We start from the raw sequence: 18,393 nt of genomic DNA, 5'->3' as shown, positions 1-18,393 counted from the left end.
GGAGGCGCCATGCAGTTCCCGCACACACCGCTGCCTGCACAACTACCCTTGTTCGAAGTGTTCATGGCGCAACCCATGCCCACCACGATCAAAGAAGTGCTTGAAACACCCTGGAGCGCAGAACCTGAAGTCTTCAGCGAACTGTCTTTACGCGGTGCCGCCGAGAACTGCCTGAACCTGCTTGCGCCCATGCTGCGCGAACTAAGCGAACAGCAACACGCACGATGGCTGACCCTGATTGCCCCGCCACCAAGCCTGACTCAAAGCTGGCTGCGCGACGCAGGCCTCAACCGAGAGCGTATTTTGCTGTTGCAACCCAACGGCAATAAAAGCGCGCTACAACTGACCTGCGAAGCCCTTCGCCTGGGCCGCAGCCACACAGTCGTGAGCTGGATCAACCCACTGAACGGCGCCGCGCGCCAACAGCTGATCAGCGCAGCACGCGCAGGCAATGGGCAAAGTCTGAATATTCGCTTGGGATAAATAGCTAAGACAACCACAGGGCCAGTGCAGAACGCACTAGCCTTGCTGTGGCACAGAGCCTGGCGGGTCGCTTAATGAAGAATGCGTGGCCCATCATCTTGCTCAAGGTCGCCTTCAGCCAGACGCCCGGCCATTTGCACACCCACACTCAGCATGGCTTTCGCCACTTCTACATGCTGCCCCTGAAGAAATGCCTTGGCATCTTCAGAGAAGTCCAGCGTCACCAGAGACCCTTCGTCTTCAGCCCGGCGCAGTTCGATACGGCCATCTGGCAATTCGACAATTTCTAGAAAGGACGTTGGCATAAAAAATTGTTCTCCACGAAAGCGCGAGATTATATCAGTCATCCTTTGAGAATTTTCCAGGATATACACCGCAATCATTAGAAAGTGATGACTGACTGTACAGTTTTAGGCGCGACCTTCAGCACTCATTAAGGCCTTCTCGAAAGCGAATGGCTAACCCCTTCAGGTTTTGTCGCCACTCTTCCAACGTTTCCTGAGCCAATTGCGGAGACGTCTCATCTTCAAGATTGACCGCCTCAATCAACGGCTGAAACACATCGACCTTGATCTTTTTCGGCGCTTGCAACGGTAGATACAGCGCCGCATGAGCCGCAACCAGCTGTGCCAGCCAGGTCTGAGGCGCTCGGGCCAGCTCTACCAGCTCAGCCAATTCGGGAATTGCCTTTTCATCCAGCACTTGCTGGGTAAGCAACAGCTCAACCCGTGACGCATTGGCTTGAGACAGCCGGTAAAATCCGGCAATTTCATGACACAACCCCAGCAAAGCGCCATATAAATGAAAGACCGCCGATTCGCGCTCAGCTTGCAGCAAGGCCTGTGCATTCATGGCTCGGCCTTCACCTGCCTTCCTCATGGCTTCAAGCGCCAGACCGGCGAAATAAATTTTCTGATTGGTGCGGGTATAGAGTTCATGAGCCATTCGGGCGCTCCACTACGAAAGGGTAAAGGCAGTGATGCAGTCTCAGGGATGTCAGGTCATTGGAGCAAGCATTTGCTGACAACCCTTTCGTAGCAGCTGCCGCAGGCTGCGTTCGGTCGCGCAGCGAGCGTAAAACCGAATATCCCGGACTCACTGATGCTGCGCGGCGCCTGACTTAACGACGGCTACGCCGCCGAACGCAGCCTCGCACTACTCGTCAGCTGCTACGTCCCACACACAAAAAAACCGCGCAAGGCATGCAGCCCTTGCGCGGTTTTTATCCAGCGGTCAGCTCAGATCAAGCGTCTTTGTCTTTACGCTTGTCTTCAACCTTCCAGCTATTGCCGTCGTAGAACGCACGCCAGCCCGTAGGCTTGCCGTCTACTTCAGTCTGTACGTACTGCTCTTTGGTCTTGCGGCTGTAGCGAATAACCGCGGGACGACCATCAGGGTCTTTCTTCGGCGCTTCACACAGGAAGTGGTACTTGGGATCAATCTCGTCCTTGTGCGGAACAATCTCGATCACCAACGGCGCACGCGTCTCGCGGTTTTTCGGGAACTGGCTAGCCGCCAGGAACAGACCGGACGCACCGTCGCGCAAGATATACGTGTCGTTTACTTTCTCGCACTTCAGTTCCGGCATTTTGACCGGGTCCATTTTCGGCGGCGCCGCTTCACCACTTTTCAGCAGTTTGCGGGTGTTTTTGCACTCTGGATTGGTACACCCAAAGAACTTGCCGAAACGTCCGGTTTTAAGCTGCATCTCACTACCGCACTTGTCGCACTCCAGGCTAGGCCCTTCGTAGCCCTTGATGCGGTAGTTGCCTTCTTCAATTTCGTAGCCTACGCAGTCCGGGTTGTTACCGCAGATGTGAAGTTTGTGCTTCTCATCCAGCAAGTAAGCATCCATCGCCGTGCTGCAAATCGGGCAACGGTGCTTGCCCAACAACACCAACGATTCAGACTCGCCTTCATCGTCGGCGGCAATTTCATCGCCCGGTACCAGGTTGACTGTGGCCTTGCAGCGCTCTTTAGGCGGCAGGCTGTAGCCGGAGCAACCGAGGAAAACACCCGTCGATGCTGTACGAATCTGCATGGGACGACCGCATTCCTTGCACGGAATATCGGTCATTACCGGTTGGTTGGCACGCATGCCGCCTTCAGGCGCCGCCGCGACTTCGAGTTTCTTTTTGAAGTCGCCGTAGAACTCGTCCAGCACGTTTTTCCAGTCGCGCTCGCCATGAGCCACGTCGTCGAGGTTCTCTTCCATACCGGCCGTAAAGCCGTAGTCCATCAGATCAGAGAAGCTTTCGGACAAACGCTCGGTGACGATGTCGCCCATTTTTTCGGAGTAGAAGCGGCGGTTATGCAACGCCACGTAACCACGATCCTGAATGGTGCCGATGATTGCAGCATAGGTCGACGGACGACCAATCCCGCGTTTTTCCATCTCCTTCACCAGACTGGCCTCGGAGTAACGTGCGGGCGGTTTGGTGAAATGCTGGCTCGGATCCAGCTCGATCAGTTTCAGCTTGTCGCCCTGCGCCATGTCGGGCAGAACGTCATCGTCGCCGGGTTTGGCAATTTGCGGCATGACACGGGTATAACCGTCAAACTTGAGGATGCGACCCTTGGCGCGCAGCTCAAAGTCACCGGCTGCCACAGTGACCGTGGTCGACAGATATTTGGCCGGCAGCATCTGGCACGCCACGAACTGACGCCAGATCAGCTCGTAAAGGCGCTCAGCGTCGCGCTCCATACCCGACAGCTTGCTCGGGTGCATATTCACATCAGAAGGACGAATCGCTTCGTGAGCCTCTTGTGCGCCTTCCTTGCTGCTGTACACGTTAGGTGCTGGCGGCAGGTAGTCCGCGCCGAATTCACCTTCAATGTAGGTACGCGCCATTTCCAGCGCATCAGCCGAGAGGTTGGTGGAGTCAGTACGCATATACGTGATGTAGCCCGCTTCATACAGACGCTGAGCCATCATCATGGTTTTCTTCACCCCGAAGCCCAGGCGATTACTCGCAGCCTGTTGCAGGGTGGATGTAATAAACGGTGCCGAAGGCTTGCTGCTGGTCGGCTTGTCTTCACGCTTGACGATGCTGTAGCTGGACGCCTTGAGCTTTTCCAGCGCGGCCATCGCCTGAGCTTCGTTCAGCGGCTTGAACGCTTCGCCTTTTTCACGGGCGACATCAAAGCGCACTTTCGCGCCCTTGGCAGTGCCAAGGTCTGCATGGATTTCCCAATACTCTTCAGGGTTGAAGGCGCGAATCTCACGCTCACGCTCAACCACCAGCTTTACCGCCACCGATTGCACACGACCGGCCGACAGGCCACGGGCGATTTTCGCCCACAGCAGTGGCGAAACCATGTAACCCACCACGCGATCGAGGAAACGACGCGCCTGCTGGGCGTTTACCCGATTGATGTCCAGCTCGCCCGGCTTGGAGAAAGCTTCCTGAATCGCTTTCTTGGTGATTTCGTTGAACACCACGCGCTTGTAGCGGCTGTCATCACCACCTATGGCTTCGCGCAGGTGCCAGGCAATAGCTTCCCCCTCGCGATCCAAGTCGGTTGCGAGATAGATGGTGTCAGCATCCTTGGCGAGCCGGCGCAGCTCTTCAATCACCTTTTCCTTGCCGGGAAGGATCTCGTACTTGGCTTTCCAGCCGTGTTCCGGATCGACGCCCATGCGCGAGATCAGCTGCTTTTGAGCCTTCTCTTTGGGCGACAGGGCAGGCGCTTCGCCGGCCGCGGCCTTACCACGCTTGGCAGCAGGTTCTTTACTGGCGCTAGCCGAACCGCTGGTGGGCAGGTCTCGGATATGGCCGATACTCGACTTCACCACGTACTCGTTGCCCAAGTACTTGTTGATGGTCTTGGCCTTAGCCGGGGATTCCACAATGACCAGCGATTTGCCCATGGATCAGAAAATTCCTGAATTCTAGAAGTGAAAGGCGGTTCGCGCCTGACGCGGCACCGCTATATATAGTGGCTATAAGGTGAGGTCAAGCGCAGGGTGCTGCGCGACCACTACTTATACCTTGGGAAAAATGCTCGGTTCTTCTTGAACAAGGGCGAAGCGCGGGACGGTTTTGCCCTCGAATTCCACCGTTTCAAGAAACATGCTTAACGGGCGTACCCAGTAACCGAACTCACCGTGCAGGGCTTGATAGAAAACAACCTGCTCCTCGGTTTCGGAGTGGCGCGCCACATTGAACACCCGATAATGCGGACCTTTGTAGTGCTGATAGAGCCCAAGTTGTACCGACATATTGCGCTCCTTCAAAGAAAAAAATTTAAAACGCTTAAAAAACAAAACCGGGGCACATGGCCCCGGCTTCCATCAACGCTACGCGTTAAACGCGTTCGAAGACGGTGGCAATGCCCTGGCCAAGACCAATGCACATGGTCGACAACCCGAAAGTGCCGCCATTTTGCTTCATGACATTGAGCAAGGTACCGGAGATACGCGCACCTGAGCATCCAAATGGATGACCCAGAGCGATGGCACCGCCGTGCAGGTTAACCTTCTCATCCATCTTGTCGAGCACTTTCAAATCTTTCAGCACCGGCAGTGCCTGTGCAGCAAAGGCTTCGTTAAGCTCAATGAAGTCGATATCGGCCATATTCAAGCCCGCACGCTTCAATGCTTTTTGCGTGGCCGGTACAGGACCATAGCCCATGATGGCCGGGTCCACACCTGCAACTGCCATCGAACGAATCACGGCCAACGGCTCAAGACCAAGGTCTTTAGCACGCTGGGCAGACATCACGATCATGCACGAAGCACCATCGGTAATCTGCGACGAGGTGCCCGCTGTCACGGTGCCGCCCTTGGGGTTAAACGCTGGCTTCAAGGCCGCCAGGCTTTCAAGGGTAGTGTCCGGACGAATGGTTTCATCGTAGTCGAAAACTTTCAGGAAACCGTTTTCGTCATAACCCTGCATCGGGATGATTTCGTCTTTGAACTTGCCTTCAACCGTTGCCTTGTGGGCCAACTGGTGAGAACGCACAGCAAAGGCATCCTGTTGCTCACGGGTGATGCCATGCATCTTGCCCAGCATTTCAGCGGTCAAGCCCATCATGCCCGAGGCTTTGGCCGCGTACAGCGACATGTGCGGGTTAGGGTCAACGCCGTGCATCATGCTCACGTGGCCCATATGCTCGACGCCGCCAACCACGAAAACGTCACCGTTGCCGGTCATGATCGCTTGCGCAGCCGTGTGCAACGCGCTCATCGATGAGCCACACAGGCGGCTAACGGTTTGTGCAGCCGAGGTGTGCGGGATCTGGGTCATCAACGACGCCATGCGCGCGATGTTCCAGCCCTGCTCCAGGGTCTGGTTCACACAGCCCCAGATCACATCTTCGACTTCTTTAGGGTCGACCTTGTTGTTGCGCTCCAGAACTTTGCTGATCAGGTGCGCAGACATGTCTTCAGCACGGGTGTTGCGGTGCATGCCACCCTTGGAGCGGCCCATCGGGGTGCGACCGAAGTCGACAATCACCACGTCTCTAGGATTCAAGCTCATCATTTCACTCTCACTCTAATGGGGCGCTTAACCGAAGAAGCTCTGACCGTTCTTGGCCATTTCACGCAGCTTCGCAGTCGGGTGGTACAGCGCGCCCAGTTCAGCGTACTGATCGGCCAGGGCCACGAACTGTGCAACACCGATCGAGTCGATGTAGCGCAACGCGCCGCCACGGAACAGTGGGAAACCAATGCCGTAGACCAGACCCATGTCGGCCTCGGCGGCGGTTTCAACGATGCCGTCTTCCAGGCAGCGCACAGTTTCCAGACACAACGGGATCATCATCCAGTTGATGATGTCTTCGTCGGTCACCTCGCGTTGCTCGTAAACAATAGGCTTGAGCACTTCAAGTACGCTGGAATCAACGACCTTCTTCTGCTTGCCACGCTTGTCTTCTTCGTAGGCGTAGAAACCCTTGCCGTTTTTCTGACCCAGACGCTTGGCGTCGTACAGCGCATCAATCGCCGAGCGACGATCGTCTTTCATGCGGTCAGGGAAACCTTCAGCCATCACGTCACGACCGTGGTGGCCGGTGTCGATGCCGACCACGTCCATCAGGTAGGCCGGGCCCATCGGCCAGCCGAATTTCTCCATGACTTTATCGATGCGCACAAAGTCGACACCGGCGCTGACCAGCTTGGCAAAACCGCCGAAGTACGGGAACAGCACACGGTTGACCAAAAAGCCCGGGCAGTCATTGACCACAATTGGGTTTTTGCCCATTTTCTTGGCGTAAGCAACGGTGGTTGCCACGGCCAGATCGCTCGACTTCTCACCACGAATCACTTCAACCAGCGGCATCATGTGCACCGGGTTGAAGAAGTGCATGCCCACGAAGTTTTCCGGACGCTTGAGGGCTTTGGCCAACAGGCTGATGGAAATGGTCGACGTGTTGGACGCCAGAATCGCGTCTTCGCGTACGTGGTTTTCCACTTCCGCCAGCACAGCCTGTTTGACCTTCGGGTTCTCGACAACCGCTTCGACCACCAGGTCGACGTTACCGAAATCGCCGTAAGACAGCGTAGGACGAATGCCGTTAAGCACTTCGGCCATTTTCGCCGGAGTCATGCGACCTTTATCAACGCGGCCCACCAGCAACTTGGCGGCTTCAGCCAGCCCTTGCTCGATACCGTGCTCGTTGATGTCTTTCATCAGGATCGGCGTACCTTTGGAGGCCGACTGATAGGCAATACCGCCACCCATGATGCCGGCACCGAGAACGGCAGCCTGCTTCACGTCTTTGGCGATTTTGTCGTAGATTTTGGCTTTTTTCTTCAGCTCCTGATCGTTCAGGAACAGCCCGATCAAGCATTGCGAAGCCGAGGTTTTGGCCAGTTTGGCGAAACCCGCAGCTTCCACTTCCAGCGCCTTGTCACGACCGAAGTTCGCGGCTTTCTGGATGGTCTTGATCGCTTCAACCGGCGCCGGATAGTTCGGGCCAGCCTGACCGGCCACGAAACCTTTGGCGGTCTCGAATGCCATCATTTGCTCAATGGCATTCAGCTTGAGCTTTTCAAGCTTCGGCTGGCGTTTGGCTTTGTAGTCCAGCTCGCCACTGATAGCGCGCTTGATCAGATCGAGCGCTGCAGTACCCAGTTTGTCAGCCGTCACCACCGCATCAACCGCGCTGACTTTCAGCGCGTCTTCTGCACGGTTTTCTTTTCCGGAGGCAATCCACTCAACGGCATTATCAACACCGATCAAGCGTGGCAAACGAACAGTGCCGCCAAAACCCGGGTAAATGCCCAGCTTGACTTCCGGCAGGCCGATTTTGGCGCTGTCGGCCATCACACGGAAGTCCGCCGCCAGACACATTTCCAGACCGCCGCCCAACGCGATGCCATTGATGGCAGCCACAGTCGGAACATTGAGGTCTTCGAAATCGCTGAAGATTTTGTTGGCTTCGAGGTTGCCAGCAATCAGCTCGGCATCCGGCAACTTGAAGTTTTCGACGAATTCGGTGATGTCTGCGCCGACGATAAATACGTCTTTGCCGCTGGAAACGATGACACCCTTGACCGAGGCGTCTGCCTTGATCGCATCTACCGCCTGACGCAATTCGTTCAGGGTTAGACGGTTGAACTTGTTGACGGACTCACCCTTGAGGTCGAACTTGAGTTCGACGATGCCACTTTCAAGAGCCGTAACCGTGATGGCTTTACCTTCGTAAATCATCAACTGATCTCCAGGATATGGAAGCTGAACAGTACACGTCGCACGCCTGCATCTGGCTGCCATTGATCTTTTGTCAAGGCTGATGCCAATCTGCCAGGCACACCCGCCAACGCGATAATCGGGGTGATGCGAGCATCGCCTTACAGGACAAACACTCGATTCATACGCCCGTTTGATTTGGGTGACGACACCTTCACGGAAAAGCCAACAATTGTCAATTGGGCAAAACGAGGATGATAAAGCGACTGATCAGTCATCAGGAGGGTTATGGCTTCAGGCTAATGCCTTGAGCACCTCATCAATGGCCAACAGCACTTCAGGCTCGCCCTTCTCCCCCCAATACAATGCGATCATCTGGGCAGTTGCTTCAATCTTGTAGACGTTAGCCGGCAATTTATTGAATTGCGCCAGCAAGCGCTCTTCCACGCACGCTTCCTGCCATTGATTGACCCAATGCCCCGGCGCTGATTGCCAATAGCACCACACATCAGGCTTAGTACTGCGCCGCGGACGATGAAACTGGGCACAGGAACCCGGTGGTTCAGGTTCAAGCCAATGCGGCCAGTCCTGAGTCGCCAACTGCATGGACAAACCCATGCGCCGGGCCTCCATGCGCAACGCCATGCGACCGCTTTGACGACGCGAAGGCCGCAGCCAGGCCAGGGGGCTTAAAACCAGCGCCAGGATTGACACCACTATCCATACCGTCATATCTGTACTCTTATTACCTGTTAAACGAATTCGCTGACTTGAACAAAGCCCATTGAAAAAGGGCCATACTCAAAACCATTGTCATCTACAGGAGCGTTTCACATGCCTTCCACGCTAACGTCCTACAAACATATTTTAGTCGCCGTCGACCTGACTGAAGAATGTGACCCGGTGATCTATCGCGCCAGCGCAAGTGCCGAGGCTAACGGCGCCAAGTTGTCACTGATACACATCGTCGAGCCGATGGCGATGGCATTTGGGGGCGACGTGCCGATGGATCTGTCGCAATTGCAGCAACAACAATTTGATCAGGCCAAGGAACGCCTTGAACGACTGATCGATATTTACCCGCAACTCTCCACCGACAACTGCCATCTTAAATTTGGTCAGCCGCGGCAGGAAATTCATGGTTTCGCCATTAAAGAAAAATGCGACCTGATCGTAGTTGGCAGTCATGGCCGCCACGGTCTCGCTCTGCTGCTGGGCTCTACGGCAAATGACGTATTGCACGGCGCACCCTGTGATGTGCTGGCGGTCAGCCTGAAAAAAACGGATGACTGATACCGTTTGGGCGTAACAACAAAAAAGCCCGGCCTTTTCGTGTAAAAGGTCGGGCTTTTTCAGTTCAGCTAACGGTCAATCAGGCATCCAGCTCAGCCCAACGCTCCACTAACTGCTCAAGCTCAGCTTGCAGTTTCTCAAGCTTGGCAATCACTTCGGCTGTTTGCGCCGCAGGACGCTGGTAGAAGCCAGCGTCAGCCATTTCAGCTTCAACAGCAGCAATTGCCTGCTCTTTAGCGTCGATCTCGCCTGGCAACGATTCCAGCTCACGCTGCAATTTGTAGCTCAGTTTCTTTTTAGCGGCCGGCGCCGGCTGAGCAGCGGCTGGTTCCGGTGCTGCTGCCACGACCGCAGAGTTCAAGTCAGCTTTGCCGGACTTGCTCTCGGTCACACCCAACAGACGCGGCGAACCACCCTGACGCAACCAGTCCTGATAACCACCCACGTATTCACGCACCTTGCCTTCACCTTCGAAGACCAAGGTGCTGGTCACCACGTTGTCGAGGAATGCCCGGTCGTGACTGACCATCAGCACAGTGCCCTGGAAAGTCAGCAACACTTCTTCAAGCAGTTCCAGGGTTTCAACGTCCAGGTCGTTGGTGGGCTCATCGAGCACCAACAGGTTGGCCGGTTTGCTGAACAGTTTGGCCAGCAACAAACGGGCGCGCTCACCACCTGACAGGGCCTTGACCGGCGTGCGGGCACGCTGAGGGCTGAACAGGAAGTCACCCAGATAGCTGAGAACGTGGCGGCTCTGACCGTCGATATCGATAAAGTCACGGCCTTCGGCCACGTTATCGATCACTGTTTTTTCCAGATCCAGCTGATGACGCAATTGGTCGAAGTACGCCACGTCAATGCGCGTGCCCTCTTCCACTTTGCCTTCTGTCGGTTGCAGACCGCCCAGCATCAACTTCAACAGCGTGGTTTTGCCGGTACCGTTGGCACCCAACAGACCAATACGGTCGCCGCGCTGCAACACCATCGAGAAGTCCTTGATCAGGAACGGACCGCCCGGATGCGCGAAGCTGACGTTTTCCAGCACCATCACTTGCTTGCCCGACTTGTCAGCCGTGTCCAGCAGGATGTTGGCTTTGCCGGTACGCTCGCGACGCTCGCTGCGCTCAACACGCAACGCTTTCAAGGCACGCACACGGCCTTCGTTACGGGTACGACGGGCTTTGATGCCCTGACGAATCCACACTTCTTCCTGAGCCAGACGCTTGTCGAACAAGGCGTTGGCGGTCTCTTCGGCCGCCAACGTGGCTTCCTTGTGTACCAGGAAGCTGGCGTAGTCGCCGTTCCAGTCGATCAGGCCGCCGCGGTCCAGCTCCAGAATCCGGGTCGCCAGGTTCTGCAAGAAGGAACGGTCATGGGTGATAAACAGAACTGCGCCCTGGAAGTCTTTAAGCGCTTCTTCAAGCCAGGCAATCGCACCGATGTCCAAGTGGTTGGTCGGTTCGTCGAGCAGCAGCAGATCCGGCTCGGAAACCAGAGCTTGCGCCAGCAGGACGCGGCGACGCCAGCCGCCGGACAATTCGGCGAGGGTTTTATCGGCAGGCAATTGCAGACGGCTCAGGGTGCTGTCGACCAATTGCTGCAAACGCCAGCCGTCACGGGCTTCGAGGTCTTGCTGGACGTGCATCAGTTTGTCCAGGTCAGCATCGGTGACGATGTTCTGGCTCAAGTGGTGGTACTGAGCCAAGAGCTCGCCCACACCGTCCAGACCTTCAGCCACCACGTCGAACACCGTCCGCTCGTCGGCTACTGGCAACTCTTGCGGCAACTCGCCTATTTTGAGGCCGGGTGCGCGCCAGACAGAGCCGTCATCGGGTTTCTGATCACCTTTGACCAGCTTCATCATGCTGGACTTGCCGGTGCCGTTGCGGCCGATGATGCACACCCGCTCTCCACGGGCGATCTGCCAGGACACCTTGTCCAACAACGGCGTAGAGCCGAAAGCAAGGGACACATCGCTGAATTTGAGCAGGGTCATGATCTTCTCCGAAAACTGGGCGCGCATTCTACCTGATTTGAGGCCTTTGGCGGCCGGGTATTTCGTCGACGGTGCTCTTCTTCCTTCATTTAGTGCCAAGTTGCGCCGCCTGGCTTCCAATGCTTTCACGGCGCGCTGGCAAAAGGCTAAGCTACGGCACAATCAGTGCAGGCCGGGTCTGCACTTGTCGCGTTTTCTATTTGTACGGAAGCCCCATGCGCAGTCGCCTTTTCAACTTTTTATCCTGCCTGCTTCTCACCACATGCGCCGTGCAATCCGCTCATGCCGCAGACCTTACTCAACAACGTCAACTCTACGACGAAGCCAAGCGGGCATTGGCCAAAGGTGACTCTGGCCCCTATTTTCAGAATGCCGCCGCCCTGCGCTCCTATCCGCTGACGCCCTACCTGGCCTATGACGAACTGACCGCGCGGCTCAAGTCGGCCGACAACGCTGAAATCGAGCAATTTCTGGCCGAGCATGGCGACTTGCCGCAAGCCAACTGGATGAAACTGCGCTGGTTGCGCTGGCTGGCAGACCGTGGCGACTGGGCGACTTTCGCCAAGTACTACGATCCCAAGCTAAATTTCACAGAGCTGGACTGCCTGAACGGCCAATATGAGTTGCAGCACAACCGCAAGGCTGAGGGCTACGCCAGTGCCGAAAAACTCTGGCTCGTGGGCAAGGCGCAGCCTGCTGCGTGTGATGCCTTGTTTAGCCAGTGGGCCGCAGAAGGTCAATTGACTGAGCAAAAACGCTGGCAGCGCGTCAAGCTGGCGGCGGAGGCGCGCAATTATGGTTTGGCCACTTCGCTGGCCAACGGACTGACCAGCCTTGGCCCACAGGCCAAGTTGATGATTGATGTTGCGCAAAAGCCAGACATGCTCAGCCAGCCCTCACGCTTTGCCCCGGCCAGCGAGGCCATGTCTGATGCCGTGGGGCTGGGTTTGCGCCGCCTGGCACGCCAGGATCCGGAAAAAGCCGCCTCTCTGCTCGACACGTACGCCACCAACATGCATTTTTCACGTGATGAAAAAGTCGCAATTGCCCGTGAAATTGGCCTGACGTTCGCCCGGCGCTATGACAGCCGCGGCCTGGACATCATGACCAAGTACGATCCTGAGCTGCGCGATAACACCGTGACCGAATGGCGTCTACGCCTGCTGCTGCGCCTTGCTCGCTGGCAAGATGCCTATCAGTTGACGCAAAAACTGCCGCAAGACCTGGCCAGCACCAACCGCTGGCGCTATTGGCAGGCCCGAAGCCTTGAGTTGGCCGAGCCAAAAAACCCGCAATCACTCGCGCTGTTCAAAACTGTCGCCAAGGAACGTGACTTTTACGGATTTTTGGCCGCGGATCGTGCCCAAACGCCTTATCAGCTCAATAACAAACCGTTGGTACTCAGCCCGCAGCTCATCAATAAAGTGCGCAACACGCCGGGCGTTCAGCGCGCACTTGAGTTTCATGATCGCGGCCAGATCGTCGACGGGCGACGTGAGTGGTATTACGTCAGTCGCCACTTCAACCGCGATGAAATGGTCGCGCAGGCCAAACTGGCCTACGATCTGAAATGGTACTTCCCGGCCATTCGCACCATCAGCCAGGCGCAATATTGGGATGATTTGGACATTCGCTTCCCGATGGCTCACCGCGACACGCTGGTGCGTGAGGCCAAGGTTCGGGGCCTGCATTCCAGCTGGGTGTTTGCCATTACCCGGCAGGAAAGTGCGTTTATGGATGACGCACGTTCTGGCGTGGGTGCAAGCGGCTTGATGCAACTGATGCCAGCCACCGCAAAAGAGACCGCGAAAAAATTCAATATTCCGCTGGCCTCCCCGCAGCAGGTGCTTAACCCGGATAAAAACATTCAGTTGGGCGCTGCTTATCTAAGCCAGGTACATGGTCAGTTCAATGGCAACCGGGTGCTGGCTTCCGCTGCCTATAACGCTGGCCCCGGCCGTGTTCGCCAGTGGCTAAGAGGTGCGAACCATTTGGGTTTTGATGTGTGGATTGAAAGCATCCCGTTCGACGAGACCCGCCAATACGTGCAGAACGTGCTGTCTTATTCGGTGATCTACGGTCAGAAACTCAATATTCCGCAGCCGCTCGTGGATTGGCATGAGCGCTTTTTTGACGATCAATGACTATTAAAATCTGTAGTCGCTGACGAAGGCGGCGATCGAGCACGAAGCGATCGCACACTGGGAAACCTTGAGGGTTGAGATTCTGCGACGGCTTTGCCGCCGATCGCAGCCTTCGTTCCTTGTCAGCGAGTACAGGTCTGACTCCCTACTCCAGCACTGTCACTGGCATTCCAACTTCCAGTACACCATTGCTGTCATTAACCAAGTTCTGGCCAAACATCGTGCCGCCTTCTTGCTTGCGATAGGACATCAGGGTCGCCAGCGGTTCACGCTGCTCATCACGCACGCCGGTCTGCGGATCAATAGTCGTAAGAATGCAGCGCGAACAAGGTTTGACGACTCGAAATTCGACATCGCCAATGCGGATCCGCTTCCAGCCATCTTCAGCGAACGCCTCACTGCCCTCAATGACCAGATTGGGCCTGAAACGCAACATCTCCAGGGGCCGACCCACTCGACTCGAGATATCATCCAGCGACGCCTGACCAATCAGTAAAAGCGGGTAGCCATCGGCAAACGCAACTTTGTCATCATCTCGCCCGTAACCTGCTTCAGTCGTGCGGGCGCGTTGCACAGGTACATGCACCAGCCGAATCGGCTTTTTGATAAAGCGACTCAGCCAGTCGGCAGCCATATCTCCCGCATCGGGTACACGCAAGGTATCGCGCCATATGGTGACCCCGCGCAGGTCCTTTTCAGGCTCCGGCACTTCGACATCAAGGGCTTCAAACCCTTGCGCGCTCAAGGTCAAGCCGCCATCTGCATTCCACAACGCCGACAGTTGGCTCATCTGCGGATCTGTTCGCTGCGTCAAAAAACGCCCCGTCGCTTCATCCACCAACATCCAGCGTCGGTCTCCGACCACCCCCAATTTGTCGAGAGCGGCTTGCGGCAGGTGCTCCCCTTTCGCAGATTTCAGCGGATAACGGTAAAGCGCGCTAAGACGCAGCATGAGTCAGCTTCCTGCGGAGTGAAAACCGCCAGATTATAGGAGCCTTACTGCGATGCAAAGATCCAGTAAATGCTGCACGTCACGCCGGAACGTGATCGCGCACCAGACGTTGGCGGACGACATCTACCAATTTATCCGGCTGGAATTTGGAGAGGAAATTGTCACAGCCGACTTTTTTCACCATCGACTCGTTGAAACTCCCGGACAGCGAGGTGTGCAGCACCACATAAAGCTCACGCAGGCGCGGGTCATTGCGTATTTCGGTGGTCAAGCGATAGCCATCCATCTCAGGCATTTCGGCATCGGTAAAGATCATCAGCAACTTGTCGGTCATGATCTGCCCGCTATCCGCCCAGGCCTTGAGCATGTTCAACGCCTTGAGCCCATCACTGGCAACATGCATTTTGACCCCCAGTTGCGACAGCGTTTCACGCAACTGAGCCAGTGCAACGCTGGAATCATCGACCAGCAGCACTTCACGGCCTCGCGCCTGTTCCAGAACCGGATCTTCGAGCTTATCCCGTGAGACTTTGGCGTTGTACGGCACGATCTCAGCCAGCACTTTCTCCACGTCGATGATTTCGACCAAATGCTCATCAACCTTGGTAATGGCTGTCAGGTAATGTCGACGTCCGGCACTGCCGGGTGGAGGCAAAATAGCTTCCCAATTCATATTGATAATTCGGTCGACGCCCCCTACCAAAAATGCCTGAACAGAGCGGTTGTACTCCGTCACGATAATCGTGCTGTCCGGCCCCGGCACCAATGGCCACATACCAATGGCCTGAGAAAGATCAATCACCGGCAGGGTTTTGCCCCGCAAGTTGACCACACCGCAGACATGCGGATGACGATGGGGCATCAGGGTCAAGTGGGGCAATTGCAAAACCTCTTGCACCTTGAACACGTTGATCGCAAACAACTGGCGACCGGCCAGACGAAACATGAGGAGTTCCAGTCGGTTTTCACCGACCAGCTGTGTTCGCTGGTCTACCGTGTCGAGAATGCCGGCCATAGATAACTCCTGAGCGTGGGGACTTAATGCTCAGGGTTATCGGCTGGCGGGAGGATAGCTTTATGGCCTGACCGACTTAACACGGGCGAATCGTCAGGTAAATGAATCTTCAGAGCGCCCTTGCGCACAGAAAAACGCAGGGAGTCGCCTTCCAGGGGTTCACCATCAAGGTTAATGGACAGGCCTTCGCTGGTCTTGATCTCAACCCAGGGCAATCGCTCGCGGACAAACAGGTTATCCAGGCCCCAACCACCCGCCATCAAGTTCTTCAATGTGCCGACCACTTCCTGGGGGGCGGGCAGGATGCTGATGTCGAGCAAGCCATCGTCTGCCAGAGCATCAGGGCATAACGCTTGACCACCGCCCGCCTGCCGGCCATTGCCAATGCCCAGCGCCAGCAAGTCTCCTTTCCAGTGAAAGTCTGGCCCTACCAATTCGGCGTAAGCGGCATGTAACTCACTGAAACGAGACAAGCCGGTAAATAAATACGCGGCACCGCCCAAGACTTTCTTCAGGTCTTCCGAGGTGTTGGCGGTGACCTGACTACCAAAGCCGCCCGTAGCCATATTCAAAAAGACCTGGCCATCCACCTCGCCCAGATCAATGGCATGGGCAGGGGCGTCAAGCAGCGCCAGGGCCTCGTCAGGCGCCAGCGGAACACCGGCGGCCCGTGCAAAATCATTGGCAGTCCCCAGCGGCAATAACACCAGGCTGGCCTCTGTGCCGGCCTGCGCCATAGCTTCACACACATCCCGCAATGTGCCGTCACCGCCACCGGCAATCACATGGGTATAGCCAGCAGCCAACGCTTCGTGCACCAGACGCTGGGCGTCGCCGCCTTCCCATGTCAGCCGCACCGCCAGCTCCCAACCTTGCGCACGGCGCTGCTCAACCGCAGCCCGGACGTCCTCGTTGAGCGCCTGCTTACCGTGCAATATCAAAAAAGCCTTCGCCGCACTCATGCTTATCCCTCAACAAAATCGGTCAGATTTTTGGACAACAGCCAAGTCGAAAAGACCCAACTGATCGGAGTTATTTATCGGATGGGCAGAGAAGGTTCATCCCAGAACTTCACTCAAAGGAATAAATCCGACCCAATCGCCTTCCGACAGCGTGCGGTCTTCAAGTACCTCCACCAGCCCTTCTGCCCATGCGGCGCTGCGCAACACGCCAGAGCTCTGATTTTTATAGATCACGGCACGTCCTTGCTCCAATCGACCGCGCAGGTATTCGCGACGGTTGCCCGGTTTAGCCCAGACGAAACCGGCAGGGACCTGAAATTTCAACGCTTCGACCGCTTGTACGCCCTGCCGACGCAACAGATAAGGCCGTGCCAACAGGGCGAAAGTCACGAGGGTTGACGCTGGATTTCCGGGTAAGCCTATTACGGGCACGCCGCGAAAATACCCGCATGTCAGGGGCTTTCCGGGTTTGATGGCCAATTTCCAGAGGGCCAGCTCGCCCTCTTCACGCAGAGCAATACCGAGGAAATCTGCCTCGCCCACTGACACCCCGCCCGTGGACAGAATCAGGTCTACAGCGCCCAACTCCGTCAGCCGTTGACGGGTAGCTGGCAAGTCATCAGGCAGGATTCCCGCGTCCACCACCTCACAACCTAAACGGGTGAGCCAACTGCACAGCAACACGCGATTGCTGTTATAGATTTGTCCCGGCCCCAAGGGTTGGCCCGGTTCAACCAGCTCATCGCCAGTCGACAACACGGCCACCTTTACCCGACGAACGACCTCCAGGGTGGCGCAGCCCAATGAGGCCGCCAGCCCTTGCTCAATCGGCCCTAAACGGGTCCCGGCTGTCAGTACGGTTTCACCGACCGTGGTTTCCTGCCCTTGAGGACGAATGTTCTGCCCCGCTTGTAAAAGCTCAGTGAACACAATCCGGCCATCGGCCTGCACTTGAACATTTTCTTGCATCTCGACACAGTTAGCCCCCGCGGGTACGGGTGCTCCGGTAAAGATCCGGGCACAGGTACCTGCCACCAATGGTGCCGGAGCCTGACCTGCGAAAATACGCTGGCTCACCGGCAGCGGCTCACCCGTCCAATCAGCACAATCAAGTGCATAACCGTCCATTGCGCTGTTAGGCCATGGCGGCAAATCCAGTGTCGACACCAAATTGTTGGCTAGTACCCGGCCTTCGCACGCGGCTATCACCACCGACTCGCTTTCTATGACAGGGGTCGCGTCAGCCAACGCCAATAACCGCGCAAGAGCCTCATCAACGGGCATCAGGGGGCCAGTACGGCCCGGCTTATCCACGGCTTTCGCAGGCCGGTGCCTGCTTCAAATGCGCGACAAAATTGCACGGCCGGTGCCGCGAATCCAGTTGTTCCGCCAAGATGCCGTCCCAACCGGTGCGCACTGCATTGGTCGAGCCGGGCAGGCAACACACCAGCGTTCCGTTGGCCAAGCCGGCCAATGCCCGCGACTGCACGGTCGAGGTGCCAATATCGGCCACCGAAATCTGGCGGAACAACTCGCCAAAGCCGTCGACCTGTTTGTCCAGCAGGCAGCTCACCGCTTCCGGTGTGCTGTCACGGGCCGTGAAGCCGGTGCCTCCGGTAATCAACACCACTTGAACTTCATCGTCGGCAATCCAGGTCGCGACTTGAGCACGGATTTTGTAGAGATCATCCTTGAGCAATACCCGCGCCGACAGACGATGACCCGCCTCACTCAGACGGTCGACAAACACCTGACCCGAGGTGTCGGTTTCAAGAGTACGGGTGTCACTGACGGTCAGAACTGCAATATTTAAAGGTACGAAAGGTGTATCAACCTTGGCTTTCATAGACGAGGTCCAGTTGTAGGAGAAACAGCCCGGTGTTATATCACAGCGCTTATTTTCCCTGGTTG

The 18,393-nt window shown here is 56.4% G+C and carries 16 protein-coding genes; 3 read left to right on the top strand and 13 right to left on the bottom strand.

Annotated features, from left to right (window positions below; all coding sequences use genetic code 11):
* Positions 1–9 precede the first annotated feature (9 nt).
* Positions 10–483, top strand: coding sequence for an SOS-induced cell division inhibitor SulA (sulA, locus tag GHN86_RS00150; RefSeq protein WP_153385924.1), 474 nt, complete (start codon positions 10–12; stop codon positions 481–483).
* A 71-nt stretch (positions 484–554) separates the two neighbouring features.
* On the opposite strand, the gene GHN86_RS00145 is transcribed toward sulA, so the two are convergent.
* From GHN86_RS00145 to GHN86_RS00115, 7 genes are all read right to left on the bottom strand, one after another.
* On the bottom strand, positions 555–788 hold the full coding sequence (locus GHN86_RS00145; protein WP_153377065.1) for a hypothetical protein: 234 nt from the start codon (positions 786–788) through the stop codon (positions 555–557).
* Between the two features lie 118 nt (positions 789–906).
* Entirely contained in the window at positions 907–1,428 is a 522-nt protein-coding gene (locus tag GHN86_RS00140; RefSeq protein ID WP_153377064.1) for a DUF6586 family protein, read from the bottom strand.
* A 298-nt stretch (positions 1,429–1,726) separates the two neighbouring features.
* Positions 1,727–4,354, bottom strand: coding sequence for a type I DNA topoisomerase (gene topA / locus GHN86_RS00135; protein WP_153377063.1), 2,628 nt, complete (start codon positions 4,352–4,354; stop codon positions 1,727–1,729).
* Positions 4,355–4,468: 114 nt separating this feature from the next.
* Positions 4,469–4,705, bottom strand: coding sequence for a DUF1653 domain-containing protein (locus GHN86_RS00130; RefSeq protein ID WP_153377062.1), 237 nt, complete (start codon positions 4,703–4,705; stop codon positions 4,469–4,471).
* Between the two features lie 85 nt (positions 4,706–4,790).
* Positions 4,791–5,966 carry an acetyl-CoA C-acyltransferase FadA gene (gene fadA, locus GHN86_RS00125; RefSeq protein ID WP_153377380.1) on the bottom strand — a complete coding sequence of 392 codons (1,176 nt, stop codon included), beginning with the start codon at positions 5,964–5,966 and terminating at the stop codon, positions 4,791–4,793.
* 27 nt (positions 5,967–5,993) lie between these two features.
* Complete coding sequence (gene fadB, locus GHN86_RS00120) at positions 5,994–8,141, bottom strand: fatty acid oxidation complex subunit alpha FadB (RefSeq protein ID WP_153377061.1); 2,148 nt, start codon at positions 8,139–8,141, stop codon at positions 5,994–5,996.
* Positions 8,142–8,414: 273 nt separating this feature from the next.
* Positions 8,415–8,852 (bottom strand): hypothetical protein, encoded by a 438-nt coding sequence (locus GHN86_RS00115; protein WP_153377060.1) that lies wholly within the window; start codon positions 8,850–8,852, stop codon positions 8,415–8,417.
* Between the two features lie 102 nt (positions 8,853–8,954).
* Between GHN86_RS00115 and GHN86_RS00110 the strand changes: the two genes are divergently transcribed.
* Positions 8,955–9,413, top strand: coding sequence for a universal stress protein (locus tag GHN86_RS00110; protein WP_153377059.1), 459 nt, complete (start codon positions 8,955–8,957; stop codon positions 9,411–9,413).
* Positions 9,414–9,492: 79 nt separating this feature from the next.
* Here GHN86_RS00110 and GHN86_RS00105 read toward each other — a convergent pair whose 3' ends face one another.
* A complete protein-coding gene (locus tag GHN86_RS00105) occupies positions 9,493–11,409 on the bottom strand; it encodes an ATP-binding cassette domain-containing protein (RefSeq protein WP_153377058.1) in 1,917 nt (638 codons plus the stop codon).
* 215 nt (positions 11,410–11,624) lie between these two features.
* On the opposite strand from GHN86_RS00105, the gene GHN86_RS00100 reads away from it, so the two are divergent.
* Positions 11,625–13,553 (top strand): transglycosylase SLT domain-containing protein, encoded by a 1,929-nt coding sequence (locus tag GHN86_RS00100; RefSeq protein WP_153377057.1) that lies wholly within the window; start codon positions 11,625–11,627, stop codon positions 13,551–13,553.
* Between the two features lie 145 nt (positions 13,554–13,698).
* Here the strand turns inward: GHN86_RS00100 and GHN86_RS00095 are convergent, their stop codons facing one another.
* The 5 genes from GHN86_RS00095 to moaB all read right to left on the bottom strand — a co-directional run bounded on the left by GHN86_RS00095 (position 13,699) and on the right by moaB (position 18,328).
* The gene (locus GHN86_RS00095; protein ID WP_153377056.1) at positions 13,699–14,505 is read right to left on the bottom strand and encodes an MOSC domain-containing protein; all 807 of its coding nucleotides are present in this window, start codon (positions 14,503–14,505) and stop codon (positions 13,699–13,701) included.
* A gap of 79 nt (positions 14,506–14,584) precedes the next feature.
* Positions 14,585–15,520, bottom strand: coding sequence for a chemotaxis protein CheV (locus GHN86_RS00090; RefSeq protein WP_153377055.1), 936 nt, complete (start codon positions 15,518–15,520; stop codon positions 14,585–14,587).
* Positions 15,521–15,543: 23 nt separating this feature from the next.
* Positions 15,544–16,482, bottom strand: coding sequence for a lipid kinase YegS (yegS, locus tag GHN86_RS00085; protein ID WP_153377054.1), 939 nt, complete (start codon positions 16,480–16,482; stop codon positions 15,544–15,546).
* Between the two features lie 96 nt (positions 16,483–16,578).
* On the bottom strand, positions 16,579–17,766 hold the full coding sequence (glp, locus tag GHN86_RS00080) for a gephyrin-like molybdotransferase Glp (protein WP_153385923.1): 1,188 nt from the start codon (positions 17,764–17,766) through the stop codon (positions 16,579–16,581).
* A 22-nt stretch (positions 17,767–17,788) separates the two neighbouring features.
* Positions 17,789–18,328 carry a molybdenum cofactor biosynthesis protein B gene (moaB, locus tag GHN86_RS00075; protein ID WP_122784033.1) on the bottom strand — a complete coding sequence of 180 codons (540 nt, stop codon included), beginning with the start codon at positions 18,326–18,328 and terminating at the stop codon, positions 17,789–17,791.
* Between the last annotated feature and the right edge of the window lie 65 nt (positions 18,329–18,393).

Source organism: Pseudomonas helleri, from assembly GCF_009600315.1.
Taxonomy (GTDB): Bacteria; Pseudomonadota; Gammaproteobacteria; order Pseudomonadales; family Pseudomonadaceae; genus Aquipseudomonas; species Aquipseudomonas helleri_A.
The sequence above is the reverse complement of the archived record's forward strand: the minus strand, read 5'-3'. Positions and strand labels throughout refer to the sequence as shown.

What these genes read in the sequence shown, in the direction of transcription:
- sulA (WP_153385924.1), top strand. Translation starts at nt 10, where the DNA reads ATGCAGTTCCCGCACACACCGCTGCCTGCACAACTACCCTTGTTCGAA.
- GHN86_RS00145 (WP_153377065.1), bottom strand. Translation starts at nt 788, where the DNA reads ATGCCAACGTCCTTTCTAGAAATTGTCGAATTGCCAGATGGCCGTATC.
- GHN86_RS00140 (WP_153377064.1), bottom strand. Translation starts at nt 1,428, where the DNA reads ATGGCTCATGAACTCTATACCCGCACCAATCAGAAAATTTATTTCGCC.
- topA (WP_153377063.1), bottom strand. Translation starts at nt 4,354, where the DNA reads ATGGGCAAATCGCTGGTCATTGTGGAATCCCCGGCTAAGGCCAAGACC.
- GHN86_RS00130 (WP_153377062.1), bottom strand. Translation starts at nt 4,705, where the DNA reads ATGTCGGTACAACTTGGGCTCTATCAGCACTACAAAGGTCCGCATTAT.
- fadA (WP_153377380.1), bottom strand. Translation starts at nt 5,966, where the DNA reads ATGAGCTTGAATCCTAGAGACGTGGTGATTGTCGACTTCGGTCGCACC.
- fadB (WP_153377061.1), bottom strand. Translation starts at nt 8,141, where the DNA reads ATGATTTACGAAGGTAAAGCCATCACGGTTACGGCTCTTGAAAGTGGC.
- GHN86_RS00115 (WP_153377060.1), bottom strand. Translation starts at nt 8,852, where the DNA reads ATGACGGTATGGATAGTGGTGTCAATCCTGGCGCTGGTTTTAAGCCCC.
- GHN86_RS00110 (WP_153377059.1), top strand. Translation starts at nt 8,955, where the DNA reads ATGCCTTCCACGCTAACGTCCTACAAACATATTTTAGTCGCCGTCGAC.
- GHN86_RS00105 (WP_153377058.1), bottom strand. Translation starts at nt 11,409, where the DNA reads ATGACCCTGCTCAAATTCAGCGATGTGTCCCTTGCTTTCGGCTCTACG.
- GHN86_RS00100 (WP_153377057.1), top strand. Translation starts at nt 11,625, where the DNA reads ATGCGCAGTCGCCTTTTCAACTTTTTATCCTGCCTGCTTCTCACCACA.
- GHN86_RS00095 (WP_153377056.1), bottom strand. Translation starts at nt 14,505, where the DNA reads ATGCTGCGTCTTAGCGCGCTTTACCGTTATCCGCTGAAATCTGCGAAA.
- GHN86_RS00090 (WP_153377055.1), bottom strand. Translation starts at nt 15,520, where the DNA reads ATGGCCGGCATTCTCGACACGGTAGACCAGCGAACACAGCTGGTCGGT.
- yegS (WP_153377054.1), bottom strand. Translation starts at nt 16,482, where the DNA reads ATGAGTGCGGCGAAGGCTTTTTTGATATTGCACGGTAAGCAGGCGCTC.
- glp (WP_153385923.1), bottom strand. Translation starts at nt 17,766, where the DNA reads ATGCCCGTTGATGAGGCTCTTGCGCGGTTATTGGCGTTGGCTGACGCG.
- moaB (WP_122784033.1), bottom strand. Translation starts at nt 18,328, where the DNA reads ATGAAAGCCAAGGTTGATACACCTTTCGTACCTTTAAATATTGCAGTT.